Annotated in this window: 25 protein-coding genes and 2 pseudogenes; 4 read left to right on the top strand and 23 right to left on the bottom strand. The window is 37.4% G+C overall.

The window, feature by feature from the left end; all coding sequences use genetic code 11:
* Positions 1-18 precede the first annotated feature (18 nt).
* The 17 genes from HMPREF0556_RS12665 to HMPREF0556_RS12585 all read right to left on the bottom strand — a co-directional run bounded on the left by HMPREF0556_RS12665 (position 19) and on the right by HMPREF0556_RS12585 (position 16,806).
* Positions 19-1,272, bottom strand: coding sequence for an ATPase, T2SS/T4P/T4SS family (locus HMPREF0556_RS12665; RefSeq protein ID WP_003725234.1), 1,254 nt, complete (start codon positions 1,270-1,272; stop codon positions 19-21).
* On the bottom strand, positions 1,272-1,670 hold the full coding sequence (locus tag HMPREF0556_RS12660) for a hypothetical protein (protein ID WP_003725233.1): 399 nt from the start codon (positions 1,668-1,670) through the stop codon (positions 1,272-1,274). The genes HMPREF0556_RS12665 and HMPREF0556_RS12660 overlap by 1 nt, the downstream gene beginning before the upstream one ends.
* Positions 1,671-1,683: 13 nt before the next feature.
* Positions 1,684-3,993, bottom strand: coding sequence for a thioester domain-containing protein (locus HMPREF0556_RS12655; RefSeq protein ID WP_003759274.1), 2,310 nt, complete (start codon positions 3,991-3,993; stop codon positions 1,684-1,686).
* Positions 3,994-4,016: 23 nt separating this feature from the next.
* Positions 4,017-5,609: a hypothetical protein gene (locus HMPREF0556_RS12650; RefSeq protein WP_003759271.1), complete on the bottom strand. Its 1,593-nt coding sequence runs from the start codon at positions 5,607-5,609 to the stop codon at positions 4,017-4,019.
* Positions 5,610-5,621: 12 nt separating this feature from the next.
* Positions 5,622-6,659, bottom strand: a complete 1,038-nt coding sequence (locus HMPREF0556_RS12645; protein WP_003759269.1) for a WxL protein peptidoglycan domain-containing protein — start codon at positions 6,657-6,659, stop codon at positions 5,622-5,624.
* Between the two features lie 16 nt (positions 6,660-6,675).
* Positions 6,676-7,377, bottom strand: a complete 702-nt coding sequence (locus tag HMPREF0556_RS12640) for a WxL domain-containing protein (RefSeq protein ID WP_003759268.1) — start codon at positions 7,375-7,377, stop codon at positions 6,676-6,678.
* A gap of 158 nt (positions 7,378-7,535) precedes the next feature.
* A complete protein-coding gene (locus tag HMPREF0556_RS12635) occupies positions 7,536-8,267 on the bottom strand; it encodes a DUF6710 family protein (protein ID WP_003759266.1) in 732 nt (243 codons plus the stop codon).
* Positions 8,268-8,280: 13 nt separating this feature from the next.
* Complete coding sequence (locus tag HMPREF0556_RS12630) at positions 8,281-8,646, bottom strand: hypothetical protein (RefSeq protein ID WP_013315193.1); 366 nt, start codon at positions 8,644-8,646, stop codon at positions 8,281-8,283.
* A gap of 118 nt (positions 8,647-8,764) precedes the next feature.
* Positions 8,765-9,142, bottom strand: a complete 378-nt coding sequence (locus tag HMPREF0556_RS12625) for a hypothetical protein (protein ID WP_003759262.1) — start codon at positions 9,140-9,142, stop codon at positions 8,765-8,767.
* A gap of 20 nt (positions 9,143-9,162) precedes the next feature.
* Positions 9,163-9,624, bottom strand: coding sequence for a hypothetical protein (locus tag HMPREF0556_RS12620; RefSeq protein WP_040486957.1), 462 nt, complete (start codon positions 9,622-9,624; stop codon positions 9,163-9,165).
* Positions 9,625-9,773: 149 nt separating this feature from the next.
* Entirely contained in the window at positions 9,774-10,139 is a 366-nt protein-coding gene (locus HMPREF0556_RS12615; protein ID WP_003759257.1) for a hypothetical protein, read from the bottom strand.
* Positions 10,140-10,188: 49 nt separating this feature from the next.
* Positions 10,189-11,163, bottom strand: coding sequence for a hypothetical protein (locus tag HMPREF0556_RS12610; RefSeq protein ID WP_003759254.1), 975 nt, complete (start codon positions 11,161-11,163; stop codon positions 10,189-10,191).
* 136 nt (positions 11,164-11,299) lie between these two features.
* Complete coding sequence (locus tag HMPREF0556_RS12605; RefSeq protein WP_003759252.1) at positions 11,300-11,617, bottom strand: hypothetical protein; 318 nt, start codon at positions 11,615-11,617, stop codon at positions 11,300-11,302.
* 42 nt (positions 11,618-11,659) lie between these two features.
* On the bottom strand, positions 11,660-12,652 hold the full coding sequence (locus HMPREF0556_RS12600) for an AAA family ATPase (protein WP_003759250.1): 993 nt from the start codon (positions 12,650-12,652) through the stop codon (positions 11,660-11,662).
* A 136-nt stretch (positions 12,653-12,788) separates the two neighbouring features.
* Complete coding sequence (locus HMPREF0556_RS12595; RefSeq protein WP_003759248.1) at positions 12,789-13,106, bottom strand: hypothetical protein; 318 nt, start codon at positions 13,104-13,106, stop codon at positions 12,789-12,791.
* A 632-nt stretch (positions 13,107-13,738) separates the two neighbouring features.
* Positions 13,739-14,284, bottom strand: a complete 546-nt coding sequence (locus HMPREF0556_RS12590) for a hypothetical protein (protein WP_013315191.1) — start codon at positions 14,282-14,284, stop codon at positions 13,739-13,741.
* An 872-nt stretch (positions 14,285-15,156) separates the two neighbouring features.
* Positions 15,157-16,806, bottom strand: coding sequence for a primase C-terminal domain-containing protein (locus tag HMPREF0556_RS12585; RefSeq protein ID WP_040486955.1), 1,650 nt, complete (start codon positions 16,804-16,806; stop codon positions 15,157-15,159).
* Positions 16,807-17,501: 695 nt separating this feature from the next.
* Here HMPREF0556_RS12585 and HMPREF0556_RS12580 point away from each other — a divergent pair.
* Together HMPREF0556_RS12580 and HMPREF0556_RS12575 are read left to right on the top strand one after the other, a co-directional pair.
* Entirely contained in the window at positions 17,502-18,338 is an 837-nt protein-coding gene (locus HMPREF0556_RS12580) for a ParA family protein (protein ID WP_003759241.1), read from the top strand.
* Positions 18,338-18,682, top strand: coding sequence for a hypothetical protein (locus tag HMPREF0556_RS12575; protein WP_003759240.1), 345 nt, complete (start codon positions 18,338-18,340; stop codon positions 18,680-18,682). The genes HMPREF0556_RS12580 and HMPREF0556_RS12575 overlap by 1 nt, the downstream gene beginning before the upstream one ends.
* A 63-nt stretch (positions 18,683-18,745) precedes the next feature.
* Here HMPREF0556_RS12575 and HMPREF0556_RS12570 read toward each other — a convergent pair whose 3' ends face one another.
* Positions 18,746-20,026 (bottom strand): Y-family DNA polymerase, encoded by a 1,281-nt coding sequence (locus tag HMPREF0556_RS12570; protein ID WP_003759238.1) that lies wholly within the window; start codon positions 20,024-20,026, stop codon positions 18,746-18,748.
* On the bottom strand, positions 20,014-20,358 hold the full coding sequence (locus tag HMPREF0556_RS12565; RefSeq protein ID WP_003759236.1) for a hypothetical protein: 345 nt from the start codon (positions 20,356-20,358) through the stop codon (positions 20,014-20,016). Before HMPREF0556_RS12565 ends, HMPREF0556_RS12570 begins: the two co-directional genes overlap by 13 nt.
* Before the next feature lie 265 nt (positions 20,359-20,623).
* Here HMPREF0556_RS12565 and HMPREF0556_RS12560 point away from each other — a divergent pair, with 265 nt between their 5' ends.
* A complete protein-coding gene (locus HMPREF0556_RS12560; RefSeq protein WP_003759232.1) occupies positions 20,624-21,190 on the top strand; it encodes a hypothetical protein in 567 nt (188 codons plus the stop codon).
* A 44-nt stretch (positions 21,191-21,234) separates the two neighbouring features.
* On the opposite strand, the gene HMPREF0556_RS12555 is transcribed toward HMPREF0556_RS12560, so the two are convergent.
* The 4 genes and pseudogenes from HMPREF0556_RS12555 to HMPREF0556_RS12540 form a co-directional block, all read right to left on the bottom strand.
* Entirely contained in the window at positions 21,235-21,648 is a 414-nt protein-coding gene (locus HMPREF0556_RS12555; protein WP_003759230.1) for a hypothetical protein, read from the bottom strand.
* Between the two features lies 1 nt (position 21,649).
* The gene (locus tag HMPREF0556_RS12550) at positions 21,650-21,853 is read right to left on the bottom strand and encodes a helix-turn-helix transcriptional regulator (protein WP_003759228.1); all 204 of its coding nucleotides are present in this window, start codon (positions 21,851-21,853) and stop codon (positions 21,650-21,652) included.
* Between the two features lie 228 nt (positions 21,854-22,081).
* Positions 22,082-22,267 (bottom strand): annotated as a pseudogene (locus tag HMPREF0556_RS13465) (DUF2185 domain-containing protein); the annotation flags it as partial.
* Positions 22,268-22,289: 22 nt separating this feature from the next.
* Positions 22,290-22,970 (bottom strand): IS6 family transposase, encoded by a 681-nt coding sequence (locus tag HMPREF0556_RS12540; protein WP_003759224.1) that lies wholly within the window; start codon positions 22,968-22,970, stop codon positions 22,290-22,292.
* Positions 22,971-23,121: 151 nt separating this feature from the next.
* On the opposite strand from HMPREF0556_RS12540, the pseudogene HMPREF0556_RS13645 reads away from it, so the two are divergent.
* Positions 23,122-23,196: pseudogene (locus HMPREF0556_RS13645) on the top strand (hypothetical protein); the annotation flags it as partial.

Genomic DNA, 23,196 nt, shown 5'->3' with positions numbered 1-23,196 from the left:
TTTTTTTTCTGAGAAACATCATTCAGAAGGACAAGCTGTTCTTAGCTCTTTTGTAAAGTTATTATGATAATCGATACGCCCCTCGTTGAAGTGTTCCTGAAGTTCTTCACTATACGGATTTATTGTTTTGATTTTCAAATTTCCTTCTGCATCTAAGGTTTGTTTGTAAAGTGTGATGTTCGCCCCATTTGGTCGAAATTCAATCACTTCATCTAAATAGCGATGTACTTTGCCATCTATTGTGGCAGCCTTGATATGAATACCTAATTGAAATTCTCTGTCAAAATCTTCACTTAACACTGTTTCATCAAAGGTGTACTCCATACGACACATATTGATAAATCGCGTTCGAATCGCATTTGCATTTCTTGCATGTAGCGTTGTAATGACAGCGTGACCAGATAAAACACCTTGCAGCATCTGATACGCTTCACTCCCACGTGTCTCACTCACGATGATATAATCTGCATCTTGTCGTAATGCTTGTTGCACTAATTTATCAATACCAATCGTTTCAGAGGTTAATAAGGAAGTAATATCTTTTTCAGAAAACATCGTTTTTACATGACTTTCATTCGTATCTTCGATCATGATGATATTGTTTTGAAAGCCAATCGATTGGATTAAAAATTTTTGCAATTCCGTTTTACCCGTTCCAGTTTCTCCAGAAATGATTATATTTGATTTTGCTTGCGCAGCTGCCTGCAAGAAACGTTCTATCGGCTTAGGGGCAAAACTGCTAAAATTAGTTTCATTCAACGCTAAATGCGGACGCGTTACACGCAAAGCCATTGCCGTTCCATAAGAACTGATATCCTTATGAATGGCATTAATTCGTAAGTTTTTAAATTCTGCACTGAGTATAGGCGATTTTGTAGTAAATTCTTTTTGCACAGCGTTCGCAAACTTTTGGATGATCTTGATGATATAATCTTCCGTGACTTCAATGGCTTCATATACATATTTGCGTTCATTGGTCTTAATAATCAATTCCGTTCCGTTAAAACGTATATCTGTTACGCTCTCGTCCTGGATAATCGCCTCAATGATGCCCAGCCCCACCATTTCTTGAATACAATAGTCAATCAAATGATCCTCATTTAAAACACTGGCATGTTCAGCAGCAATCAGTTCTCGTAGTACTTCTCTGGCTTCTTCGTCCGTGAACGCTTGTAGATAAAGTTCAGAGTGCTTTTTTATGAGATCTTGCGAAATACTATCGATGACCTCTGAACTAACAAAAGCATGTGGATCTACAGTCATTGCTTGCATTACTTCTTTTCCTCCTTATTTGTTTCGATATCCGAAACAAGGGTCGCCTGATAGCTTACCCCATCATTCTTGATCTTTACGCGTACCGCTTTAAGACTATCGCTATCTTTTTCCTTTAAATAATCAAAAGTATAAGATGGGTCTTTTAAAACGATATTCGTGTTTTTTGCAAATAATCGTTTAAAATCTTTCTCAAAATTATCGGTAGATAGTATTACCTCTCCGTTAGAAACACGCAACGATTTGTCTACATTTTCTATACTTGCCGCTCTGGCAGACTCCGTTGCTGTTAAAACAACAGATTTATGCTTGTAATCCTCTATCGCATAGTGAAATATCCCCAGCAATAGGAATGCACTAACAAAAAGGATAATACAGATACTGATATAACCTTTCACACTATCGCCTCACTTACTTGCCAAGCCATTTGACATCCGCTTTGCTCCATCCCTTAGGTAATCCTTCAGGAAATGGATCGTCTGCATTAATTGGTTTTAACAAAATTTCATCTTTTGCTTTCGTTTTTGAGTCCATTGCTACATACATGAAAGCTTCTACATTGACCTGATCTTTCCAATTCACTTGAATCGCATGTGTCCCAAGTTTTCCAGTAGCTGTGGTCGTATCGTACTTGCCAAGATCCATCCAAATCGGTAAATAGAACTTATTTCCACCATCACGAAGTCCATATTTAATCCGTTTGTCTTTTGCTTTTACTTGTTCATCGGAAAATAGATAGCCAGTTTGGCGTTCTACTTGGATATGTGGCAGCTGGTACCGAATCGATGTCGTTGTCACTCCATCTGCTGTCATGGTTTTGTTGCTTTCTTCCACCATAGTTAAGACGGAAGAAGCACCCTTTGTTTTCGCCTCTACAAAGCTGTCTATGAGTTTTTTCGGTGTGGCGAAGGTAAAGGGCTTAAATGTCTTTGTTTGTGCTAACTCGTTGCTGTACGTAAGGGCTACATTATTTTCAAAGCCGTACCCGGTTTTCATCGCCTGGATCTTCGCTTTTTCCAACACAAAACGCTCGTAGTAGCTTTTCATCTTCGTTGTTGGTGTGATTTCCGTCATGATCACGCGCTTCACATCTACTTTGGTTTTTTTAGCAGCATTAGGTTCCACTACCTCTTCCGAGCTTGTGTATCCTTGTGTAGTGAGCTGCTTTGCCGTACTTACTACATCAAAATCATGTTTACTAAATCCTTCTAACTTGATCGTATACGGTAAATGCTGATTCACTGCCAGTCCTTTTTTAATCGTAAAGGTTGCTTTCTTCGGTAGTTTTTGCGCACTATACGTCACTCTATCCAGTTTCGTTTTCCCTTGATATAAGCCAATCGTAAGGTCAGCCGTGGTCATGCCTTTGGTCGCATTTTTATAGATCAGGGTTTTGGCTAGGTTTACTTTTACTGGCAGCCCTTTGATAGAAAGTGCCGTATAGATTTGTAGTTTTTCTAGCGCTACTTTTACTAACGGAACATCATAATAGAAAGTAAGCGTCACATTATTTTTTCCAACCGTCCCGGTTTTTTTACTAGTACTTGTTGGTCGATACGTGTAACTGTCTTTTTTCAAGTCTTTCTTTGGCCCGTAAGAATAGGATTGGCCGCGTAGCTTCGTATATTTCTCAGTCTTTATCAACCGATCATCGCGTGCGTCCCGGTGTTCTATTTTGATTTCACGTTGTAAATTGTAGTAAAAAATAATCGTTTTATCTTTGGTTCCAACAGTCCCAGTCTTTTCTTTCATGGATGTAGGAACGTAGCTGTTAGATCCCTTCGTAATTTTGGTCTTTGGTTTATAGGTATACGTTGTTCCGATCGTTTTATCGGACGAAGATTTCTCCAACAAAGCATCATCGTACTTATCCCGATGTTCCACTATGATCTTACTTTGTCTAGCTTCAAAGTGAACTTTAAAACCTGCTTGTTTAATAGGGTCAAACTTGATTTCTGGACTTAATAATCGTTGATAGTTACTATTATTGGGAAGATATAATAGGGTAGCCAATTCTTTTCTTTTACCATTTAGATTTCCAGTATCAAAATCTTCATCATATTCTAGATTAGCAGTAAAGTAAAAAGCGTCTCCAGATTCTATTTTCACTTTTTTCCCAGACCCTTTTTTCTCACCATTTACATATATAGTAACTTTTGAGGGAACTACTATTTCTGTGGAACCATTACCTACCAATTTGTTTGTTTCGGACTTTTGCATATTATCGCTAACCTTGCTATTTAAGCTAGTTTTAGAAAATTTCAAATCATAGTTAGGCGCGTCTTCTTTAATTGCATGTTGAATTAATTTCCAAACCTTTGGATCTTTATTAGAATAAGTGGATTGAGTCTTTTTACCAGTTTTCCAATTATTAATGGCTACATAGGTTTTTATATAGTCCTCTATTGAATTCCCTAGTTGATTCCCTTCTCCTCCATAACCATAGTAGAGAATTGCCTTATCACCTGGTCCATATTGAGATTCACCTTCATTATAGTTATGCCCCCCATAAGGGGCTGGTAAATCCGGATTAATGCAATATGTTATTACGCCATTAATCTTTATTAATGCAGTAGTATGAGTTGCTCCTCCAGGATCAGTCCATGAATAGGGACCCCAAGCTTCTGCAGTAGCTGCTGCAACCGGCTTGGGTTGAAAAAATACAAACATAGTTACAATCACTAAAAAGAGAGCCAATGGCCATTTTCTTGCTACTATCATCTTCTCACTCCTCCTTTCTACATTTATGGGCCTTGTACGATGGTTGCTGTTACGGTGGTTTCATAGGGTGTCTCTTGGTTTGGATAATTGTAGGGATCGGCAAACACGTTTTTCAACTGATAGTTGAGGGAAAGGCTATTCGCGATGAAGGATACGGTATAAATACCTGATCCTGCGTTAGCTTTCCCCGGAATAACTGTCACCGGTGCGGCATCAATCGTATAGTTGCCTGCAGGGATGTTCGGCTGGTTATCTTTCGTTCCTTGATCTCCAAGCGTGATTGCTTCTTTACCGGTTGTCTTCAGCTGTAACGTACCAGAAGGAAAGCTACGTGCACTCGTGCCGGTCACATACCCATTTTTTGGTGTTACTTCTTTCAAAGGAGTTGCTTGGATGCTTACGCTATATCCTTTATTGCTATCAGTTCCATCCTGTAGAAGTAGTTTTGGTAAGGTAGTGGTTACTTGGCCGTCTTTTCCCGTGGTTAGATCGATCGTGGAAAAGGAAAAGCTGCTTCCTTGCCAATTGATCGCTAGTTGTCCATCTTTGATCACGATCGGAATGGCTACCTTGTCCGACACTGCTTTTTCACTATCTTCTGACCAGACATACAGCGTATGCTTCCCTAGCTTTAAGTTTTGGACGGTGGCGACCGGAACTTGCCCACTTACCGCAACATTTTTTCCGGTACTTGCTGCAGTTTGGATCACTTGTTTGGCGTCCGGGTTGTCGATCGCATAATAAGCGGCGATCGTTCCGGTCGCATCGCTATCCGACATCGTCCCTTTGATCGGGATCGCTTGATTATTTCGAAAAACGGTATTATCTGCTGGGCTACTTCTTGTGAAAACAGGAGGTGTATTCAAAAACGATGCACCGTTTATCTCGATGTTCGAAAAATAAGCGTGTGCTTGACTGTAAGTGTATGGGCCATAACCACCAATCGGCAAGGGATCTTTATCTAATACATTGGCATAACTTTTACCATCCACCCATACTTGTATTCGGGTACCAGCTGCTTCATCTTTGACAGTGATTTTCACATGATACGTTTTTTTATCCGCCCAGATCAGGCTGATTCCTTGAAGAAGCTTAAAATCATTCCTTCCTTCGCCAACAGCAGGCGTGGAATTGTCCGTATCGTTATTGGAGCGAGGTTCTAAGCCAGACGCATTTTTAAAGACTCCTGAACGGCTTGGTGCGGTACCGTCGCCATCATATGGTCCACGGAACGTCACATAGTAGAAGCTTTGTTTCGTGATGTCATTAAAATTATTGGTCGAACTCGTATGCCGGAACGTCCAGCCGATCATATCATTGTCGGTATCTTTATTATTGGGATCATCATGGACAAAATCATACTCGAAGGTGGCATCGACCGTTTTCAGGGCTTTTGTATTGAGAAATCCAGTCCATTTGACATTTTGGGTACTTCCGATACTGGTTACCTTATTACGTGTCAGTACCGTCCATTGCCCCGTATTGTCGGGATAGTTCTCCCAGTTCGCCTTGACCCAATCCCCTCCATTTGCCGCAAAGACACTTGTGGGAGTGAAAATAACGAAGGTCATCCATACAAGTACAATCGATTTGATTACTGGCCAGCCTATTCGCATTTTTTTCGCCTCCTACTCGTTTTTTTTGGCTTGTTTCGCTTTCACTTTTTTGCTGATATAGAAAAGAAGCAACGCCACCACAGCACCGGCGATCATATAAAGAACGATGACCCACCACGGCGTGATGTCCGCAATCGGTTGATTATTTTGCTTGGCAAGCTGTTCTACTTTCGCAGCTGGAATCGTAAAATCTCGAAAAGCAACTTCCTTCTTATTCTCATAAAAATGGATCGTATAGTTTCCTGGGCGCACACGTTTTGCGCCCCAAGAGAATTCAAAATAACCAGTCGTCATTGGCGCAGCTTTCATTTCACTACTGCTTCCTTGAAACAAGGTAGTATCTCGGCCACGTTTGGTCACGCGATAGGTAAATTGCTTAGCTCCTGTGATAGCAGGCGCTTCATTCGTAAAGATTGTTTTCACGACACTGCCGGAAGGATAGACTAAATAACTCGCATCTTGAAAATAAAACGCATCTTTTGCTTTTTGTGGGCTAGCGTGTATGGCAACAGCAAGCACATAGTCGCGCTGGTAATGCACGTGCACCGACACGTGGTTGCTTCCCTCTGTCTTAGAGGATTTGTTTTTGCTTACCTCATAATAGTGAATGCCGCCTAAAATCGTTCCTTCCAGGTCTTTGGGGATCGTGGCCGATACGCTGACGATCTTCGACGCACTTGGCTGTAGTGTCACCGTTTGTTTTGGGTGCTTACTGTAACTGGTTAAGGCATACGCCGGTTTGATTTGTGCTTTGGTGGCCTTCGTATATTGAATACCAGTTTGTGTGCTGATGGCATCGGTTAATTCGATCTGGATCGTTTTGGTATGCTTGCTTGTATTCGTTACACGCGCCTGAAAAGTTTGCTTTCCTGTTCCAGAAACGGAAAAATAATTGGTCACGTTTTTCTTTTGATGACTGGAAAAGAGAGGGGTCACGGCGAGATCACGCGTTGGTGTTTCTGCAGCCTTTGCGATTTCTCCAAATCCAGAAATCAGTAAAAGAAAAACAAGCACGCAAGAAAATACGTGCTTGTTCCTAAATTGCTTCATTGAAGAGCACCTCCGTTTAATTTTGAGGTCCTTGTACCACAGCAACCGTAACAGTCGTCTCATAAGGTGTATCTTGACTCGGATAGTTCACTGGATCAGCAGGCGTTGTTGCTGGATCATAGAAAAGCGTCAACGATTGATCCGAAAAGGAATAATCAAATTGCCCTTGACCAGCGTTCTTCCCAGCCTTTAAAATAGTAACAGAGTCGCCATCCACCGTTTTATTGCCGGTTTGGAGAGTAGGCTTGACGGATGTCGTATTCGAAGCTACTTGCAGCTCCGATCCAGCAACATTCAATTGAAGTGACTTCGTTGGAAGAGTTTTAGCTGTTGTCCCAGCTTTGAATCCTCCAGTTGGCGTCACTTCTTTTAATTGAGTGGCCGATAATACAACATCGTAACCACGACCTGTTCCTGTACTATCTTGTACCGTTAGATTATTGAGTTTTGCGGTGATACTGCCACTCTTATTGGTGGAAAGATCAATCGTATCACTAAAAGAACCGATCACATTCCCAGCAAAGTTTGCCGTCAGATCACCAGCTTTAACCGCGGCCGTTCCTTTCGTGGAAGTGGATTGTGCCGCGCTAACGGAATGAGGGACGAGAAACGGGGTTGCGATAAGCGTACTGATCGCTAGCGTCATTGCGAAACGGAAAAGCCGAGTGTGCGTCCGCTTGTGAAGACGGTGCGCATAACTTACATCATAATTTCCCATAATTTGCTCCTTTTCATTGTATTGGTTTGACAAAAGGGACGAGAAACAGTTACACAATCAAGCTCAACACCTCCTCTGTGTTCATTCAGTGGAATAGCCAGGATCTCCCCTTTTTATTCCATAAAAAAAGGACTAGCTCACCGGCTAGTCTACTATCATTATTGTTTGATGTATTTCTTAACATGGAATGGAAAAATCTGTTTATTCTGTTGAAAAATCTTTCCTAGCTCAAATAACATACCTAGCTCGAAATACACTGGTGTGTAACCATTAGAATATACACCCTTTTTATGATGGAATGAACAGTTAAGTACCAATGGGGTTAAATCAATCATTTGGGTGATAGTGACTTCTCCTTCTCCTTTCAACAAGCCTGAATACACGGAGTGATTTCCATTCATCATAACAGCAATTCCTAGCGGATAAAGATACATAATCCTGTGATTAGACTCATTTTCCATAAAAGAGTTAGGCTTCCCATCCATCCTCATATAATTTTCACCAATACAAGCAATATTCGTAGAAATTCGATTGAAATTCCATATAGGGGTTATGATTGGACTGTTTCTAAGTTTGAATTTAAAGTAATCTTCCTTTTGTAAATTTATGATCCTTATTTCCTCACTATATTGATCTATCCCTGCCGTAAGACCTTTACATATGTCATCGTAATCAGGAGAGTCATAACCTACTATTGCTTTTTGATGTTGCTGAAAATTAATCATGTTTGTAATTGCTCTAAGGTATATAAATGCCGGATGCAAAACATCATTTCTTATCCTATCCTGAGTCATTATTTTTTTTACGTGTTCCTGAACTCCTTCTAATAGATCATAATTTGAACTTTTTTTGTTCGTGAAGATTGATTTTACACGCTTCTTTATTTCCATATTTATCTCTTTTCTACCAAGCTGTTTTTTCTATATAGAAAGTCTTTGGTACTATTATTTGTATCACATATGCTTCCCAGTGACAATCTCGTAGATAACGATTTTGCTTCTCTTCCCTAGTAAGTTGTTTCGAATAGTTTATAATTCCTTCAAAATAGCGTTTATCATATACTATATTACCTGCCCATATTTTCCCAATATTCTCTAAAGTAATGAATGCCTCATGAACTACCGCCTCGTCTTGTTTAGAGATTCCTGCTTTATATTGTAAGAGTAGTTCTTGTAGACAAAAAGTATGGAAAATGGCAAGAATCTTTTTTTCATGTATGACTTGTTTTCGACGCAAAATATAGTTTTGAATTTTATCAATAATTAACACACACTCAACCTCCTCCTTTTTATCTCCAAAAAAAGGACTAGCCATTGGGATAGTCCTTATGTTCTTCATCGTTTAATAAAAGGACTAGCTTTTAGCTCGTCTACAGGTTTTTAACGTTTTATCTATCTAATCCTTTAAGACCAGCAGTTCCAGCAATAAAGACTCCTACTATACAGCCAATGACTACTCCACCGATATATCCCTGACTCATAATTAATTGACTACATCCAAAAAAGAGGAGGGTCATGACTACACAGTATACAAGTATTTTCTTCCTCCCAGCGATATGAAATATAGCAATCCAAATAATATAGGTTAGATGTATGAATCCCAATATGGTTACTATAAAGCCAATCATCTGTATTTTTTGATGTCCAAATATATTAAAATTACCATCAGGTAATAAAAAACTCATGAGCCAGACAAAACTAAGCAAAACCATTCCAGAAATAACTCCAATGAATACCTGAATCAATGTGCTTTCTTTTTCATCCATCACATTTCACCTCTTCCTCATCATGATCTTTTATCAGTATCGTAGTTCTTTGGAAGTACAATCTTCAATCGTTGTTTTAGGAAACCGTTTAGAGTTGGTACACTGTTTGTATAAACTAGTTCTTCTTTAATTAATTTTGGAGACTTCACATTTTCATAAACCACATATGGGTTTTGCTCACGATGATTGATCATGAGGTCTTTACTGGAAAATCCTTTCTCTTTATCCGGTAATTTTTCCACTTTTACAGAAATCCATTTTTTAGGGAGATCCTTTCTTATCGAATTGTCTAGATTCCAAAGATAAATAACCCCAACAATTGACAGTATCAATAAAATAGAACTTCCTACATTCCACTTCCAAGAAAAACCATCTTTGTCACCACGTATAGCATCAGCAATAATCACAAAAAATATACCTATAAGCATAAGACTAACTAGTAACAATATTGCTATTACTAAGTCAATTACAAGTATCATCATTGTCCACAGTCTCCCCTATATAAATGTGTGCTTTCTTTTTAAGAGTTCGCCGTTTGACTGCAATTAATTTTGGATCCTGAATCAACTTCATATCTTGTTCTTCCACAGTAATTCGTTTTCCCACCCAGCTAGATATATTCATTTAAACATCATCCTTTTGATTTTATAGTAACAAGTTCTTCTTCATACTCTTTTTGTATATTTTGTAGATTTTCTTCCTCTAAAAATTTATTCAACTCGATCCAAAGCATGGAATCTTGAATAAAACGGATGTCCGACGTAATAATAATCAACTCCTCCATTTCATTTACATTAGAATGACGAAAGAAGGCACTAATATATTTTCCTTGCAAATGATGAACCGGAGAATTAATAAACATTACTGTCAATTTATCCCTATTAATAACGTTAAATATGTGTGACTCTGGTTGTTCCACATTCATTACCTTTGCGATATTCTTTGCTGCAGTAGAAGCAATGTTAGTAATAGACACTTTTAAATCATTTTGCAACATAATTTATCACTCCAACAAAAAAAGACAGCCATTGCGGCTGTCTTTAAAATTATTTTCCATATTCAATATAAGTGTTACCACCCTTATCTATCTCTCCACTGCCTGTAGGATTATATGCGCCTTTATTCCAATCGTTTACGAAATCATTAACAGATCCCTGATTGCTGTTATTCTTCCCACTACTTGGTTTAGAAGTTCCTTTCGACGTAGTATTTGAAGAACCGCCTTTTGGCGTGCTGCTGTTGCTGTTTCTAGCTCCAGAGCCAGCATTTGAAGAGTTATCACCATTTTGTGAACTTGGTGTTGATGTAACTACTTGTTGCTTAGAAGAAGCTACTTGTTGTTGTGCTTCTTTCTCTTTTGCTATTTGTTCTTTTTTCAATTGCTCTGCTTGATAGTGATCGATTTTCTTTTTCAATGCTTTCAAAGACTTATTTAAAGCTTGTTTTGCCTGCTTGTTTGATACTGTTTTTACTTGTTGTGTATATTTTTTGTAATCCACGTTGGACTTAGTAGAAGCTTTTTGGATCGCTATTTTCAGTTGTTCGATCTGCTTGTATTGTTTTTCAGCTGCTTGATAGCGTTTATGTAGCGATTGCTTGAATACTTTTTTGCTCGAATGGACCTGATCTATTAGCTGTTTCACTTTTTTAAACTGCACGTCTGAAACCTTATTCTTTAATACCGATTTGGAATCTAATAAAGTAGTGATTGATTGTTCTGCCGAATACATGTCTTTGACATCATCTATTTTTACTTGTAGTTGCTTTTTCAGCTGCTTATTGGATAAGGAGGATAAAGCGTGATTGGCTTTGTTTATTTGTTCCTTCGTCAGCTGCTTCGCTAACTTTTTTTCGGTTGGATCAAGGTATAATGCTTCGACCTGCTTTTTCACCTTATTCTCTTTCTTTTGAACGGCTGCTCGGTTTGCTGCTTCAACATGCTGCTGATAACCGATAGATCCGAAGGCCACCGCGATAACTGCGATTGCAAGGATAACGATGATAGAAATTTTCTTTTTCATATCCCTTTCTTCCCTTCTATTTTAATTCCCCAATTTAAGTATAGATTTTTGTGTTTTAACAAGCAACTTTTATGTAAATAGAAAGTATCTGATCAAAATTTTTCACTCACTCGAAGCATATTTTGATTCAAATATCCTAAAATTCCCAGCCCTTCTCGATTGTTTGCTGAAGCAACTGCTTCCAAAGCATGGAATCTTGGATAAAACGGATATCCGATGTAATAATAATCAACTCCTCTATTTCATCCGCTTCAAAAGAACGAACCATGTAGCCAATATAGTTATACTCCAAATGCTGAATCGGATAATTAATAAGTATTATGCTAAGGTTATCCCGATGGATAACGGTAAATCTGTGTAGCTCTGGTTGTTTCATGTTCATTGCCTTTGCGATATTCTTTGCTGCAGTAGAAGCAACGTTAGTAATAGACACTTTTAAATCATTTTGCAACATAATTTATCACTCCAACAAAAAAAGACAGCCGCAATGGCTGTCTTATTTATCATTTACTTTGTATGAATCCCAACTATTACCTGTACCATTATCTCCGCTACCATTTTTAGTAGTATTTCCTTTATTTATATTGCCCATAATACCATTTATTTGACTCATATATTGTTTATCGTTGCTGTTATTCTTCCCACTACTTGGTTTAGAAGTTCCTTTCGACGTAGTATTTGAAGAACCGCCTTTTGGCGTGCTGCTGTTGCTGTTTTTAGCTCCAGAGCCAGCATTTGAAGAGTTATCACCATTCTGTGAACTTGGTGTTGATGTAACTACTTGTTGCTTAGAAGAAGCTGCTTGTTGTTGTGCTTCTTTCTCCTTTGCTGCTTGTTCTTTTTTCAATTGCTCTGCTTGATAGTGATCGATTTTCTTTTTCAATGCTTGCAAAGATTTATTTAAAGCTTGTTTTGCCTGCTTGTTTGATACTGTTTTTACTTGTTTTGTATATTTTTTGTAATCCACGTTGGACTTAGTAGAAGCTTTTGGGATCGCTATTTTCAGTTGTTCGATCTGCTTGTATTGTTTTTCGGCTGCTTGATAGCGTTTATGTAGCGATTGCTTGAATACTTTTTTGCTCGAATGGACCTTATCTATTAGCTGTTTCACTTTTTTAAACTGCACGTCTGAAACCTTATTCTTTAATACCGATTTGGAATCTAATAAAGTAGTGAGTGATTGTTCTGCCGCATACATGTCTTTGACATCATCTACTTTTACCTGCAGCTGCTTTTTCAGCTCCTTATCGGATAAGGAGGATAAAGCGTGATTGGCTTTGTTTATTTGTTCCTTCGTCAGCTGCTTCGCTAACTTTTTTTCGGTTGGATCGAGGTATAATGCTTCGACCTGCTTTTTCACCTTATTCTCTTTCTTTTGAACGGCTGCTCGGTTTGCTGCTTCAACATGCTGCTGATAACCGATAGATCCGAAGGCCACCGCGATAACTGCGATTGCAAGGATAACGATGATAGAAATTTTCTTTTTCATATCCCTTTCTTCCCTTCTGTTTTAATTCCCCACTTTAAGTATAGATTTTTGTGTTTTAACAAGCAACTTTTATGTAAATAGAAAGTATCTGATCAAAATTTTTCACTCACTCGAAACATATTTTGATTCAAATATCCTAAAATTCCCAGCCCTTCTCGATTGTTTGCTGAAGCAACTGCTTTTCATTCGACTTCTTATAGAAAACCAACTTTTGATTTGCAAGAACAATCCATTTCGTGGAATCCTTACTATCATTTGTATGTTCAATAGCAAGCCTTCTCCATCTAGTTTCCACATCGGTACAGATACAATGGCGATGTTTATCTAGATAGCCATCGATCCGCAAAAGTTTTTTCTCCCAAATGATGTAAAAACGATAGCCTTTTAAATACTTCCAAAAAAAGACTGGTCCAAATCTAAAATAATAAAGTGATCTCTTCCAATAATTTTTCATGTGTATTCCCCTTTCTGAACGTTGATATCTACTCACGTTTATCAATAAATAAATGAAGAATGGTTCCTAAAGTAGGTTTTTAGCAGTCGTTCCCCTACAAACTCTATGCTCGCCGAGTATTCCCTTTAGCATTTTACTAGTTTAATTGGTGTAAAATTCGTTGGCTAATCGAAAATCGAGCAATGTCACGGTACTCTCTGTCTACCATCTCGCAGAAAGTAAGAACATTAGATCAACTGGGATTCTCCGTTATTCTCCCAATATCGTTGATCTTGGAACCTTGCCTCGTCTCTACTCCAGATAAAAAGCAATCTGTTTCGCAACTGTGAGTTTGTGGCAGTCGATACTCACGGAACCCTATAGCAGCCGAGTATACACTTGAAGTGTATCTGCTAATGTGCGCTTGTTAACGGTACCTGTTTGTCTACTACGCTTTCCACATCACCACAATGTGTAAAAGTACGTTTCTCGCAACAGGAAAAGAACATTTTCATTCCAAACATATTGGTCGCGCGGTTATATGCTGGAGGGGAGGCATCCCTTTTATACGCTTACTGATAAGCTATTAAAAATTCATCAGCTGCTTTGTCAGTCCTTCACTTACTGACAAACGTGAATAGATAATCAAACCTTTACAACAACGCTTCTAAAGGAGTTGATGGATCAGCTACTACAGAAAAACCTTGCTTGGTAGCATAAAATAAAACTGTTTCACAACCATGCGCAATCAAATACTCTCTGCACTTTTCCAGGCTTTCAAAAGGAAGATCTTGCAAAGGTACGCTAACTGTTTTAGCTCTGCTTGCCTTGAGTGATTTCTGATAGTGTTTCAAATCATTTAACGGATGTATACGTTGTCGCTGATCTACCATAGGAAAATGATTCTTAGTTCGTTTTCTAGGGATATAGGGCGATTGGTCATAAAAAGCACTCGTCTTCAAAAGCTTCGTAAACTTGCTTTTTCTTTTCGCTAAAATTTGTTTGTCTTTCCCTTTGATATTTTTTATTAAGTTATATAGTGCGGATACAGGATGTTCTTTTTGAGTAAGTAAGCTAAGTGCTATCCCATTCTTTAAAGAATAAGTAGATTGATCGAATAATTTTACATAAACTTCATAATCAAGCGATGCAAGTTCTTCCGATGTCAACTCTTTAGGCATTATTTGTACTTTTCCCAAATGAATCCCTCCAAATAAAATATGTAATTGGCATAAGCTGGCTCTTATAAAAACAAAAAAGGAGTCAACGACCCGAAGATCATTGACTCCTCCCTTAATTACACAACTGCCACAACTCACTAACCCATCATAAGCTTCAATCCCATGTTTTTAAATTCACAATTAATACAAAATAATCCAAAAACAATGGTCGATATCGTCATTTTATGATATATTAGAGTAGTTGTACGCTAGTCGTGCAACATAAGGGGCAAGAGGTTCGATCTACAGTAACGGTTTAAATCTGTAGTCGAGCTATGCCATCTAAAACTTTCTCAAGGTTTTAGGTGGTTTGCCCTTTTTTGCATTTTACGCACCATATAAGAGCTTAACGCTCATGTCTGCCCTAACTTTAATCGCAATTCTTTTGAAAGTCAAGAACTAATTTCAGAAAATTTCTCCCGTTCAAAGCTAAATGCTTTCCACAAAGCGTATCTCAAAGGCAATAAAAATACATACCACCTTTGTGATTATTATAGCACAATTTAAAGTTAATTTCAATTATTTTTTAAAAAAATAACCTCTAATTCAAAAGTATATTATTAGGTGTAAATTCTTTTACAATAACAATGAAAGCCCTTTTCATTGTTGCTTAAATAGACACAAACTCCGTTTTTTAAAAAAATAACAAATCCAAAACTTAAAGATCTATTAGCGTAAACCCACGAGACTTTTTTAATTTTCCTAACTCACAAATATAATTATACAAGCCAACAAACTTAGAAACGTTGTACCAAGTTAAATAAAGAGATATAACAACAGCGAACAGTCAAAGGTAACAGCCCTAGTAACTAGAGATAAGTAATTGGCAATTGAGCCCATTATTTTAAAAACTAACTACTTCGTCTATAATCGTTGCTATTACGCCTTCGGTAGACATTCCCCAGTAGGTTTAATGACAGCTGGACAGTACGATCCCCATTTCCAATCAAACTCACAGGTGGCTTATATGCCTCCGATAACTTACCAGTAGATTCGATCAATGTAATCACATGTCGTGCCGCATCCGTAAAGCTTGCTAAAAATTCCATGTACGCTTCTTTTTCTGCCGCTTTCTTTGTCAGAGCGTGTCGTATCGCTTGCTCCACAACGATGGCCACTGTAGAAAAAAGGGTTTGGGCAGCTCTCCCCTTCCCGTTCACTCTGCTAATAATACGATCCGATTGCTTCAGTATTTTTTTTAGCGTCGCATAAGGCATTTTTAATGCTTCAGCGACCGAGCGCTGCGAACGTTCTAAAAAAGTTTGTCCGGATAACAGCTGTGACTCGATGTAACATTCTAAGTCCTTTTCCCATTCGCTAAAATGCGAATACGTACGTTCTTCCCTACTCTTCCTGTGCTTTCTAAAGAATTGAGGTTTAACCTTACCTACTTCATCAAAGATAAATGGCGTGTAGCCCTTGATTTCGTATTCAGATTTCCAATACGTCTGCAAGATATCGCTGATTTTTTCAGCATTTGCGCCCTGGTATCTTCCCGAGTATGCATTACGAATACATGTTTCGATTTCCCTAAATCGCAATGGTGCATCCAGCGTGTCATTGAACTGATCAAGCAAATCTGTCGCTTCTTGCTTACTTTTACCGGACGCATAACAAGCTAACGCTAGGGTAAATGCAACGTTATTTCGGCCGTATTGGCCTTTGCGTCCACGTACATTTTTTAGATTCGCCATGATGGAAAACCATTCTTGTTTGGTCGCATCAAAGACTGCAGTTGAAGATTCCGGTACCAAAGAAAGCACCGAACGCCGTTTTTGATCACTGTAACTTTTCGACCATTCCATCATTTCATGGAAATCGAATTGACTTTCTAGGTTTAAAAAGGCTATATTCTGCGTATTTGGCGCGCGAAAGAAACCAAAGTCATTGCAGCCAATATCGACAGCTGGCAACTCTTCCGCAAACGCATATTTGACGTTTTGCGAAATTCTTTTGGCGATTTTTAACGATTTAAATTGATTCGCATTACTAACAAAGCTAGGTGTTTCTAGTACGAAGTACATTTGAAAGCCGTGATCGGTTTTCAAGATGAACGTAGGTGTTTGATTCAAGACACGCATCGATGCCGTGATCATTTTTGCCACGTCGACTTTTTGCGTATCGATATCGATCACAAACGTGTTGATTTGTTGTAAGTTCTTTTCTTCGTGTCCTTTTATGTATTTTCGATTTCGGTCCGAGTAAGTACCAACTCGGTATGTATTCGGTGTCCAGTGACTGATCCGATCTGCTTCCGCGATCAAGGCTTCTTGGCTGGTCACGATAAAGCCGCGCACGCCGCGTGACGTTTGCAGGTGGCTTTTCTCTCGAACCACAAATTGAACGCCCTTCCGGTTTACACTGGCTGCTTCGATCGTTGCAAAGTGATCACGCACGGCCATCACGCCGTGACTATTTTTTTTACGATAAGCAGTTAATCCCTCGTGCACCACTGTGTTGATCACCGCGGAGTACGTATAAATTGCATCGTTCACTAGCATAAGGAGGTCTCCTTTCCCGTTTTTTATCCGCACGATTTTGCCAATAAAAAAAGACAAACTTCGCCAATTAGAAAGTTTGTCAGAAAACAACAAACGTTTCGTAGCCAAGTTATCGCCACGAAACGTTAAAAACCTTAGATAAAATGCGGTTAAAAGCATTGTTAAATAAGCCTACTTATGCTATAATTTTTTTTAGATAAACAATCGAATATTATAGCAAAGAAGGGTTCGTGTAAACTCATTCATCTGGAAGATGGTGAGTTACATGAAAAAAGTATTGGTCGTACTTTTTTCATGGCGATTCCTTTTTTTTTATTTGAGTTTACTGTACAACAAGTTTGTTTTTTTGTAAACTAGAAAAACAAAAGATTTAAGAGATACTTTTTACTAACGTATACAAATCTACAAATATACAAGTATACTTGCATATTTGTATATTTGTATTTTAATATACATGTAGATATACAGTTGTAAACAATCACAGCGGTGGGGTTTTTTATCACGATAGATGTAGATTTGTAGATTTGTAATTTTGTAGATTAATATATTTGTATTCTTGGTTACATGTATATTTGTAATTTTGTAGATTTGTAGACTATTTGAAAAAATATCACTTGAACTATTGGTATAAATGTGATAAGTTTAAATCATATTAAGTCTACATGTAGATTTGTAGATAAAAAGGAGCGAGAAAAATGTCTAAAGCTAAAGTAATAACATTCGGTAACTTCAAGGGAGGAACTGGTAAAACTACCAATAGTGCAATGATAGGAAATGAACTTGCAAGACAAGGTAAAAAGACATTACTTATTGATTTGGATCCGCAAGCAAATGCAACGTCACTATATCTACTTACTAAGCAGCGGCTAGAAGACAATATTGTAACTTTTGATAAAACTCTAATGACAGCTATTTCTGAAGGATCTATTGAAGAAATAGTTTTAAATATCAAAACTAACTTGTTCTTATTACCTAGTTTTGCAGATTTTACTTCTTATCCTTTATTCCTTGAAAAAAAATTCCCTAATAGCCAATTAGATAGGATTTCTTATTTATCAAAATTAATAGATCCCCTAAGGGATGAATTCGATTTTATACTAATAGATGTTCCACCGACACTATCGTTGTATACAGATTCTGCTCTCTATGGTAGTGACTATACTATAATAGTCTTACAAACACATGAAAGAAGCCTGGTAGGTGCAGAAGCATATATTAAGTATCTTCAAGAACTTATTGATATATACAAAGCGAATTTTGACATACTTGGAGTGTTACCTGTACTCTTAAAAAATAACGCTGCAGTTGATATTTCCACTTTGGAGAACGCGAAAAAAAGTTTTGGAGAAGAGAACTTGTTTAATACGCTAGTAAAAAACATGGAAAGACTAAAAAGATATGACCTCACTGGAATTATTGACCCTTCAATCGATGATGGTGCTGATATGCATGATAAGAGGGTAACTAAACTTTATAAAGAAGTTACAACTGAGTTTTTACAAAGATTAAGTGATTTGGAGGCTAATGAGTAATGGGTAATGATAAAAAAAGGAATTTACTAAGCAAATCACCTAAAACTATTGAACGAAACAAACAAATCGAACCTAGTTCATCATTTTCAAGAAATAGTATTTTTGCAGCAGTCGAAGAAGAACCAAAAGCAACTGTGCAAAATAAAATAGCTGAAAAGTCTACTACAACTCGCCTCAGCTATAGAAATAAGGATAGAATCAATGCTCTTGTAACACTCAAAGGTTTAAATTCTGTGGATGAGTTACTTGATGTACTAATTGATGAACATGAAGCTACTTTGACTTCTGATGAAAAAAGAGAACTTCGCACGATTGTAGCTATTTATCAAAAGAAAAGGAAATAAACATATCTACATGTATCCATGTAGATATGTAGATATGTAGATGTATCTATTTGTAGATTAAATTTAACCCTTGTGTCCACCTACAAGGCCAGATCGTTTCAACCCGGTAGCACCATCGATCAAACTATTAGCATGCATCAATGCTTTAAAACCATAACGATCACGAATCTTATCAATCGTACGCTCTAGCTGTTCTTGCTGGAGCGTTTTTGTATAGTCTTCAAATACGCTCAGCTGCATCGATGTTTTTCTTTTGATGCCACCACAACTAACCGCAACTGATCGCACCGCATCATTTTCCTGATACTTCCAAAACATTTCTAAGAAGTAGGGGACAAGCTCCTTGCTACTGTCGGTTGCCATTATCTTTTTTTGGTGGCTAAAACCGTTCCGAGTGGAATATCGGCTGTAGCCGGCGCTTAGATGAATGACGCTGGTATCAACATGATGATTGCGTAGGCGCATCGCTACTTCTTCCACCATTTCTTGAATAATCACGGCGATCTGTTCCGGATCATGGTAATCCTTTTCTAGGATTTGGCTCTTTCCATACGACTTCTCAAGTGGCTTATACTTTTCTGACAGACGGCTATAATCGATCCCATGCGCATGATAATAAAGTTGCTCTCCAATGATACCTAATCGTTTTTTGAGATAAGAAGGGGGCATCTGGCTCAATCCATATATACTATAAATCCCCATTCGCTCTAGCTGAAAAGCTGTCCTTTTTCCAATTCCCCAAAAATCAGTTACTGGACGGATCTTCCATACAGTTTCCGGTACATCTTTATATCGCCACTCCGCAATACCTGATTTTTGATGTTTAGCTGCATTATCTAACGCTAACTTGGCCAATAGGGGATTGTCCCCAACGCCAACTGTGACATACAGTCTTAACTCCTTTAAAATATCTGCTTGGATCTTTTTCGCGATGACTTCCGCTGATCCAAATAGTTTTTTACTATGTGTCACATCCAAAAAGGCTTCGTCGATAGAATAGACATGAAAATCTTCCCTGGATACATATCGAAGGAAGATTTTCTGGATGAGCTCATTTACATGTAAGTACAACTTCATGCGTGGGGGAGCAATAACAATGCGAGGATCGTCCTCTGGCACTTCAAATTTTCTAGATCCTGTCTTGATTCGGAAAACTTTTTTCATTTGTGGACTTGCTGCAAGCACTAATCCTCCAGCACGATCTGCATTACTCATGACGACAAGAAAAGCCTGTAGTGGATCTAAACCACGCTTAACACATTCCACACTGGCAAAAAACGACTTCACATCGACACAAAGAATATCACGAGAGGGGACGTGGGTGTAATCTTCTACCTGTACCATTTTTCTATTGTCCCTTCTGAAATATGATTAATATCGTCAAATGTCAACACATTGATCTCGCCGGCCATATCTCTCATATAAATTCGATCATCTTCCACACCAGCGATTCTCCCCACGACAAAGGGAAGGGGAGATCCGTTTTCATCCTTTGTTAGTCGTTGAATCGTTATAGCATGCTGCTTTGTAACAGCGTAGCTTAAAATTTCTACCAGGCATTCTTCACTTTGCCGCGGTAGCCAGGATAACTTTCTTTTTGCTTGTTCTAGTTGTTCTGTATGTTCAGATAGAATCATGCCCTGCCATTTTTGCATGCCTCGATCTCGATAAGTCATTGAAATGACCTCCTCCAACAAGAACAAACGTTCTATTTATGTATTAAATTATACAAACAAATGTTCTATTTAGCAAGTGAATTATGTAAAAAAGAGAGAATTTTACTGCAATATACTCAACTTATAGTTCGTTCAAGGTATATTTCTTCCACTTTTTTCCTATGAAGGTAATTTTTTGTAACATTTGTAATTATTCTGAAAAAACAATTGACTTGCCCGTTTGGATTGATTAAAATTAGAGCATACTAACTAAGGAGATGAAATTATGCACTTGAAAAAAGAAAACGTATTCAAATTTTTAATCTTTACTGTAGCAATTGCTGTATTCTTGACCCCTTTGTCTGCTACCATTTCAGTATTTGCAGAAGAAAATGAACAGACTGTTACTGATGATAGCGCTCTTCCTTCAGGAGAAAATTTAACTTCTGATGATGAAACACCTGCTTTAGATACCACATTACTAGATCAAGGGTCTGCTCTTCCTCCAATCCAAGTTTTTTCAAACGCACCTGTTGATGGTGGTGGTTCAAAATACAAATTTGTTGGTAAAAAAACTGTAAAATTATCTGCTGCGAACACTATTTATGACTTGGCATTTTTAGCAGCCGGAGGGGTTGTAAGTAAAATTGCCCAAACAACGATTGCTTCTGTAGTAGGTACTGTTATAGGAGGTGGAGGATCCTTATTCAAAAAATATAACTATATGCGTCAATCAATATATAAATGGTCTACAAAAAAACAAGATAAGTATAAGGTAATTGATGAATTCATGTACAAAAAGAATGGAAAAGTTGGCTATGTAAGAACTACTGAGAGCACTGTTAAAAAATAAAAAAAGACACCTTCAAAATCAATTGGATTTTGAAGGTGTCTTTTTTAAAATTTATTCACAATATAAAGTATAGCATTATATAAAATGACTAACCCGATAAAAATAGACGCTATAGATTTGATAGAAATAGCATTAACCTCCATATTATCCAGTAAAAATAATAAAATTGGTATTATCAATGTGAGTATCAAAAGAAAAATATACGCAACATTTTTCTTTCGATGCCTATTTCTTTCATCATTAGCTCTATTTTCCTCTTGTGCTTGCTTAGAAATCTTGCTTTTAGGTGTCATCAACGCTGAAATAACATATGCAGTGATAAATACCACTAGACCACCTATTATAGAAAGATTACTGTTTTCATATGGCTGCCTTCCACTAATAATCATAAATAATAAAGTTGTATAGATTAGTGTAATTAGTACAATTAAAAATTTTTGTATTATATATTTTTTCATTTCATCTCTCCTCCAAGTAAAAAATATTTTCTATACTTGTCTCAAAATACTTAGCTATACATAAACTAAGTTCTAAACTGGGATTATATTTTCCCTTTTCAATGGCATGTATCGTCTGTCTTGATACTTCTAACGCCTCAGCCAAATCCTTTTGAGACAGATTTCGATCTTCCCGTAATTGTTTCACTACGTTAAACACTTTCATTATATCATCTCCAAGTAAAGATACCTTTACATAGAGTATAAAATAAAAATTTCTAAATGTAAAGGTATCTTTACTATTTTTTAAAGTTTAAAACCATCTGGAGTATATAAAAAAGGAAGAAATCCAATTAAGTGATTTCTTTCTTTTTACTTATAAATAATTTTCACAAAAAGTTTTGGCCTAAATCAAACATAGTACAAAACTGTCCAGTGCTTTCAGTACATCAATTTATTTTGATTGCATAATTTCTTCTATTTCTACTTCTTTATCCTTATTCAGATCATAAAATCCTATATGAACATCTTTTTCGTAAAGCCAGCACAAATCAGTACCATAAGCAGCCTCAAAAAGTTCAAGCATAACCGGCGCAATTGAAAACATCGGTTCTGTTGCAAAGTTCAAAGAAGTAAAATGATATCTCAACTATTTTCTAATTTTAAGCTGGAACACCCATTAGATTATTTATTTCATGAATCACTGAAAAGCCAAAGAGAGAAAAGTCTCTTTGGCTAGTTTTGTATAAAGCATGTATAGTTTCAATTCCTTTGATTGTGGATGAGGCAGTCCTTATGGACTGATATAATTTGTGCCTTTTCTTGATAGGCCTATGATCTTGTTCAATGATATTATTCAAATATTTACTCGTTCGATGTTCAGTGTTAGAAAATAAACCTTCAGATTTAAGTCGATTGAACGCACTGCTTAGCGAAGGTGCTTTGTCCGTTACAAAAACTCTAGGTTCTCCAAATTGCTTGATTAATCGTTTAAAGAAAGCATAGGCCGCCTGTTTATCCCGATTCTTTCGCAACCAAATATCTAATGTCAAACCTGTAGAATCGATGGCACGATACAAATAATGCCATTTTCCTTTTACTTTAATATATGTTTCATCCATTCTCCAAGAATCGCTAGCAGACTTATTTCTTTTCTTCCATAGGCAATAAATAATCGAACCATATTCTTGTACCCATCGATAAACAGTTGTGTGACAAACCTTGATTCCACGCTCATTAAGGATTTCTGAAACATCACGATAGCTCAAATTGTATCTTAAGTAGTAGCCCACGGCTACCATGATGATATCCTGTTTGAATTGTTTACCTTTAAAATGGGACATTGTTATTCTCCTCGTGTAGTTTCTTCCATTCTACACTAAATAATCAGTTAAATAAAACTTTGCAACAGAACCAAATAATCTAATGGGTGTTCCAGCTTAAAATTAGAAAATAGTTGAGAAATCATTTTACTTCTTTGAACTTTGCAACAGAACCTTTGCTTTTAATGTCTTTGAAAATATTGCGATGACAATCGGATTGATGCCGCTGACAGGGATTGCACTTCCT

This window comes from Listeria grayi DSM 20601, assembly GCF_000148995.1.
Classification (GTDB): Bacteria; Bacillota; Bacilli; order Lactobacillales; family Listeriaceae; genus Listeria; species Listeria grayi.
This window is presented reverse-complemented; position numbering and strand designations above follow the sequence as displayed.

Bases quoted from the DNA above. Each gene is read 5' to 3' on its own strand.
- HMPREF0556_RS12665 (WP_003725234.1), bottom strand. From the start codon at position 1,272: ATGCAAGCAATGACTGTAGATCCACATGCTTTTGTTAGTTCAGAGGTC.
- HMPREF0556_RS12655 (WP_003759274.1), bottom strand. From the start codon at position 3,993: ATGATAGTAGCAAGAAAATGGCCATTGGCTCTCTTTTTAGTGATTGTA.
- HMPREF0556_RS12650 (WP_003759271.1), bottom strand. From the start codon at position 5,609: ATGCGAATAGGCTGGCCAGTAATCAAATCGATTGTACTTGTATGGATG.
- HMPREF0556_RS12645 (WP_003759269.1), bottom strand. From the start codon at position 6,659: ATGAAGCAATTTAGGAACAAGCACGTATTTTCTTGCGTGCTTGTTTTT.
- HMPREF0556_RS12640 (WP_003759268.1), bottom strand. From the start codon at position 7,377: ATGGGAAATTATGATGTAAGTTATGCGCACCGTCTTCACAAGCGGACG.
- HMPREF0556_RS12635 (WP_003759266.1), bottom strand. From the start codon at position 8,267: ATGGAAATAAAGAAGCGTGTAAAATCAATCTTCACGAACAAAAAAAGT.
- HMPREF0556_RS12625 (WP_003759262.1), bottom strand. From the start codon at position 9,142: ATGGATGAAAAAGAAAGCACATTGATTCAGGTATTCATTGGAGTTATT.
- HMPREF0556_RS12620 (WP_040486957.1), bottom strand. From the start codon at position 9,624: ATGATGATACTTGTAATTGACTTAGTAATAGCAATATTGTTACTAGTT.
- HMPREF0556_RS12615 (WP_003759257.1), bottom strand. From the start codon at position 10,139: ATGTTGCAAAATGATTTAAAAGTGTCTATTACTAACATTGCTTCTACT.
- HMPREF0556_RS12610 (WP_003759254.1), bottom strand. From the start codon at position 11,163: ATGAAAAAGAAAATTTCTATCATCGTTATCCTTGCAATCGCAGTTATC.
- HMPREF0556_RS12605 (WP_003759252.1), bottom strand. From the start codon at position 11,617: ATGTTGCAAAATGATTTAAAAGTGTCTATTACTAACGTTGCTTCTACT.
- HMPREF0556_RS12600 (WP_003759250.1), bottom strand. From the start codon at position 12,652: ATGAAAAAGAAAATTTCTATCATCGTTATCCTTGCAATCGCAGTTATC.
- HMPREF0556_RS12595 (WP_003759248.1), bottom strand. From the start codon at position 13,106: ATGAAAAATTATTGGAAGAGATCACTTTATTATTTTAGATTTGGACCA.
- HMPREF0556_RS12585 (WP_040486955.1), bottom strand. From the start codon at position 16,806: ATGCTAGTGAACGATGCAATTTATACGTACTCCGCGGTGATCAACACA.
- HMPREF0556_RS12580 (WP_003759241.1), top strand. From the start codon at position 17,502: ATGTCTAAAGCTAAAGTAATAACATTCGGTAACTTCAAGGGAGGAACT.
- HMPREF0556_RS12575 (WP_003759240.1), top strand. From the start codon at position 18,338: ATGGGTAATGATAAAAAAAGGAATTTACTAAGCAAATCACCTAAAACT.
- HMPREF0556_RS12570 (WP_003759238.1), bottom strand. From the start codon at position 20,026: ATGGTACAGGTAGAAGATTACACCCACGTCCCCTCTCGTGATATTCTT.
- HMPREF0556_RS12565 (WP_003759236.1), bottom strand. From the start codon at position 20,358: ATGACTTATCGAGATCGAGGCATGCAAAAATGGCAGGGCATGATTCTA.
- HMPREF0556_RS12560 (WP_003759232.1), top strand. From the start codon at position 20,624: ATGCACTTGAAAAAAGAAAACGTATTCAAATTTTTAATCTTTACTGTA.
- HMPREF0556_RS12555 (WP_003759230.1), bottom strand. From the start codon at position 21,648: ATGAAAAAATATATAATACAAAAATTTTTAATTGTACTAATTACACTA.
- HMPREF0556_RS12550 (WP_003759228.1), bottom strand. From the start codon at position 21,853: ATGAAAGTGTTTAACGTAGTGAAACAATTACGGGAAGATCGAAATCTG.
- HMPREF0556_RS12540 (WP_003759224.1), bottom strand. From the start codon at position 22,970: ATGTCCCATTTTAAAGGTAAACAATTCAAACAGGATATCATCATGGTA.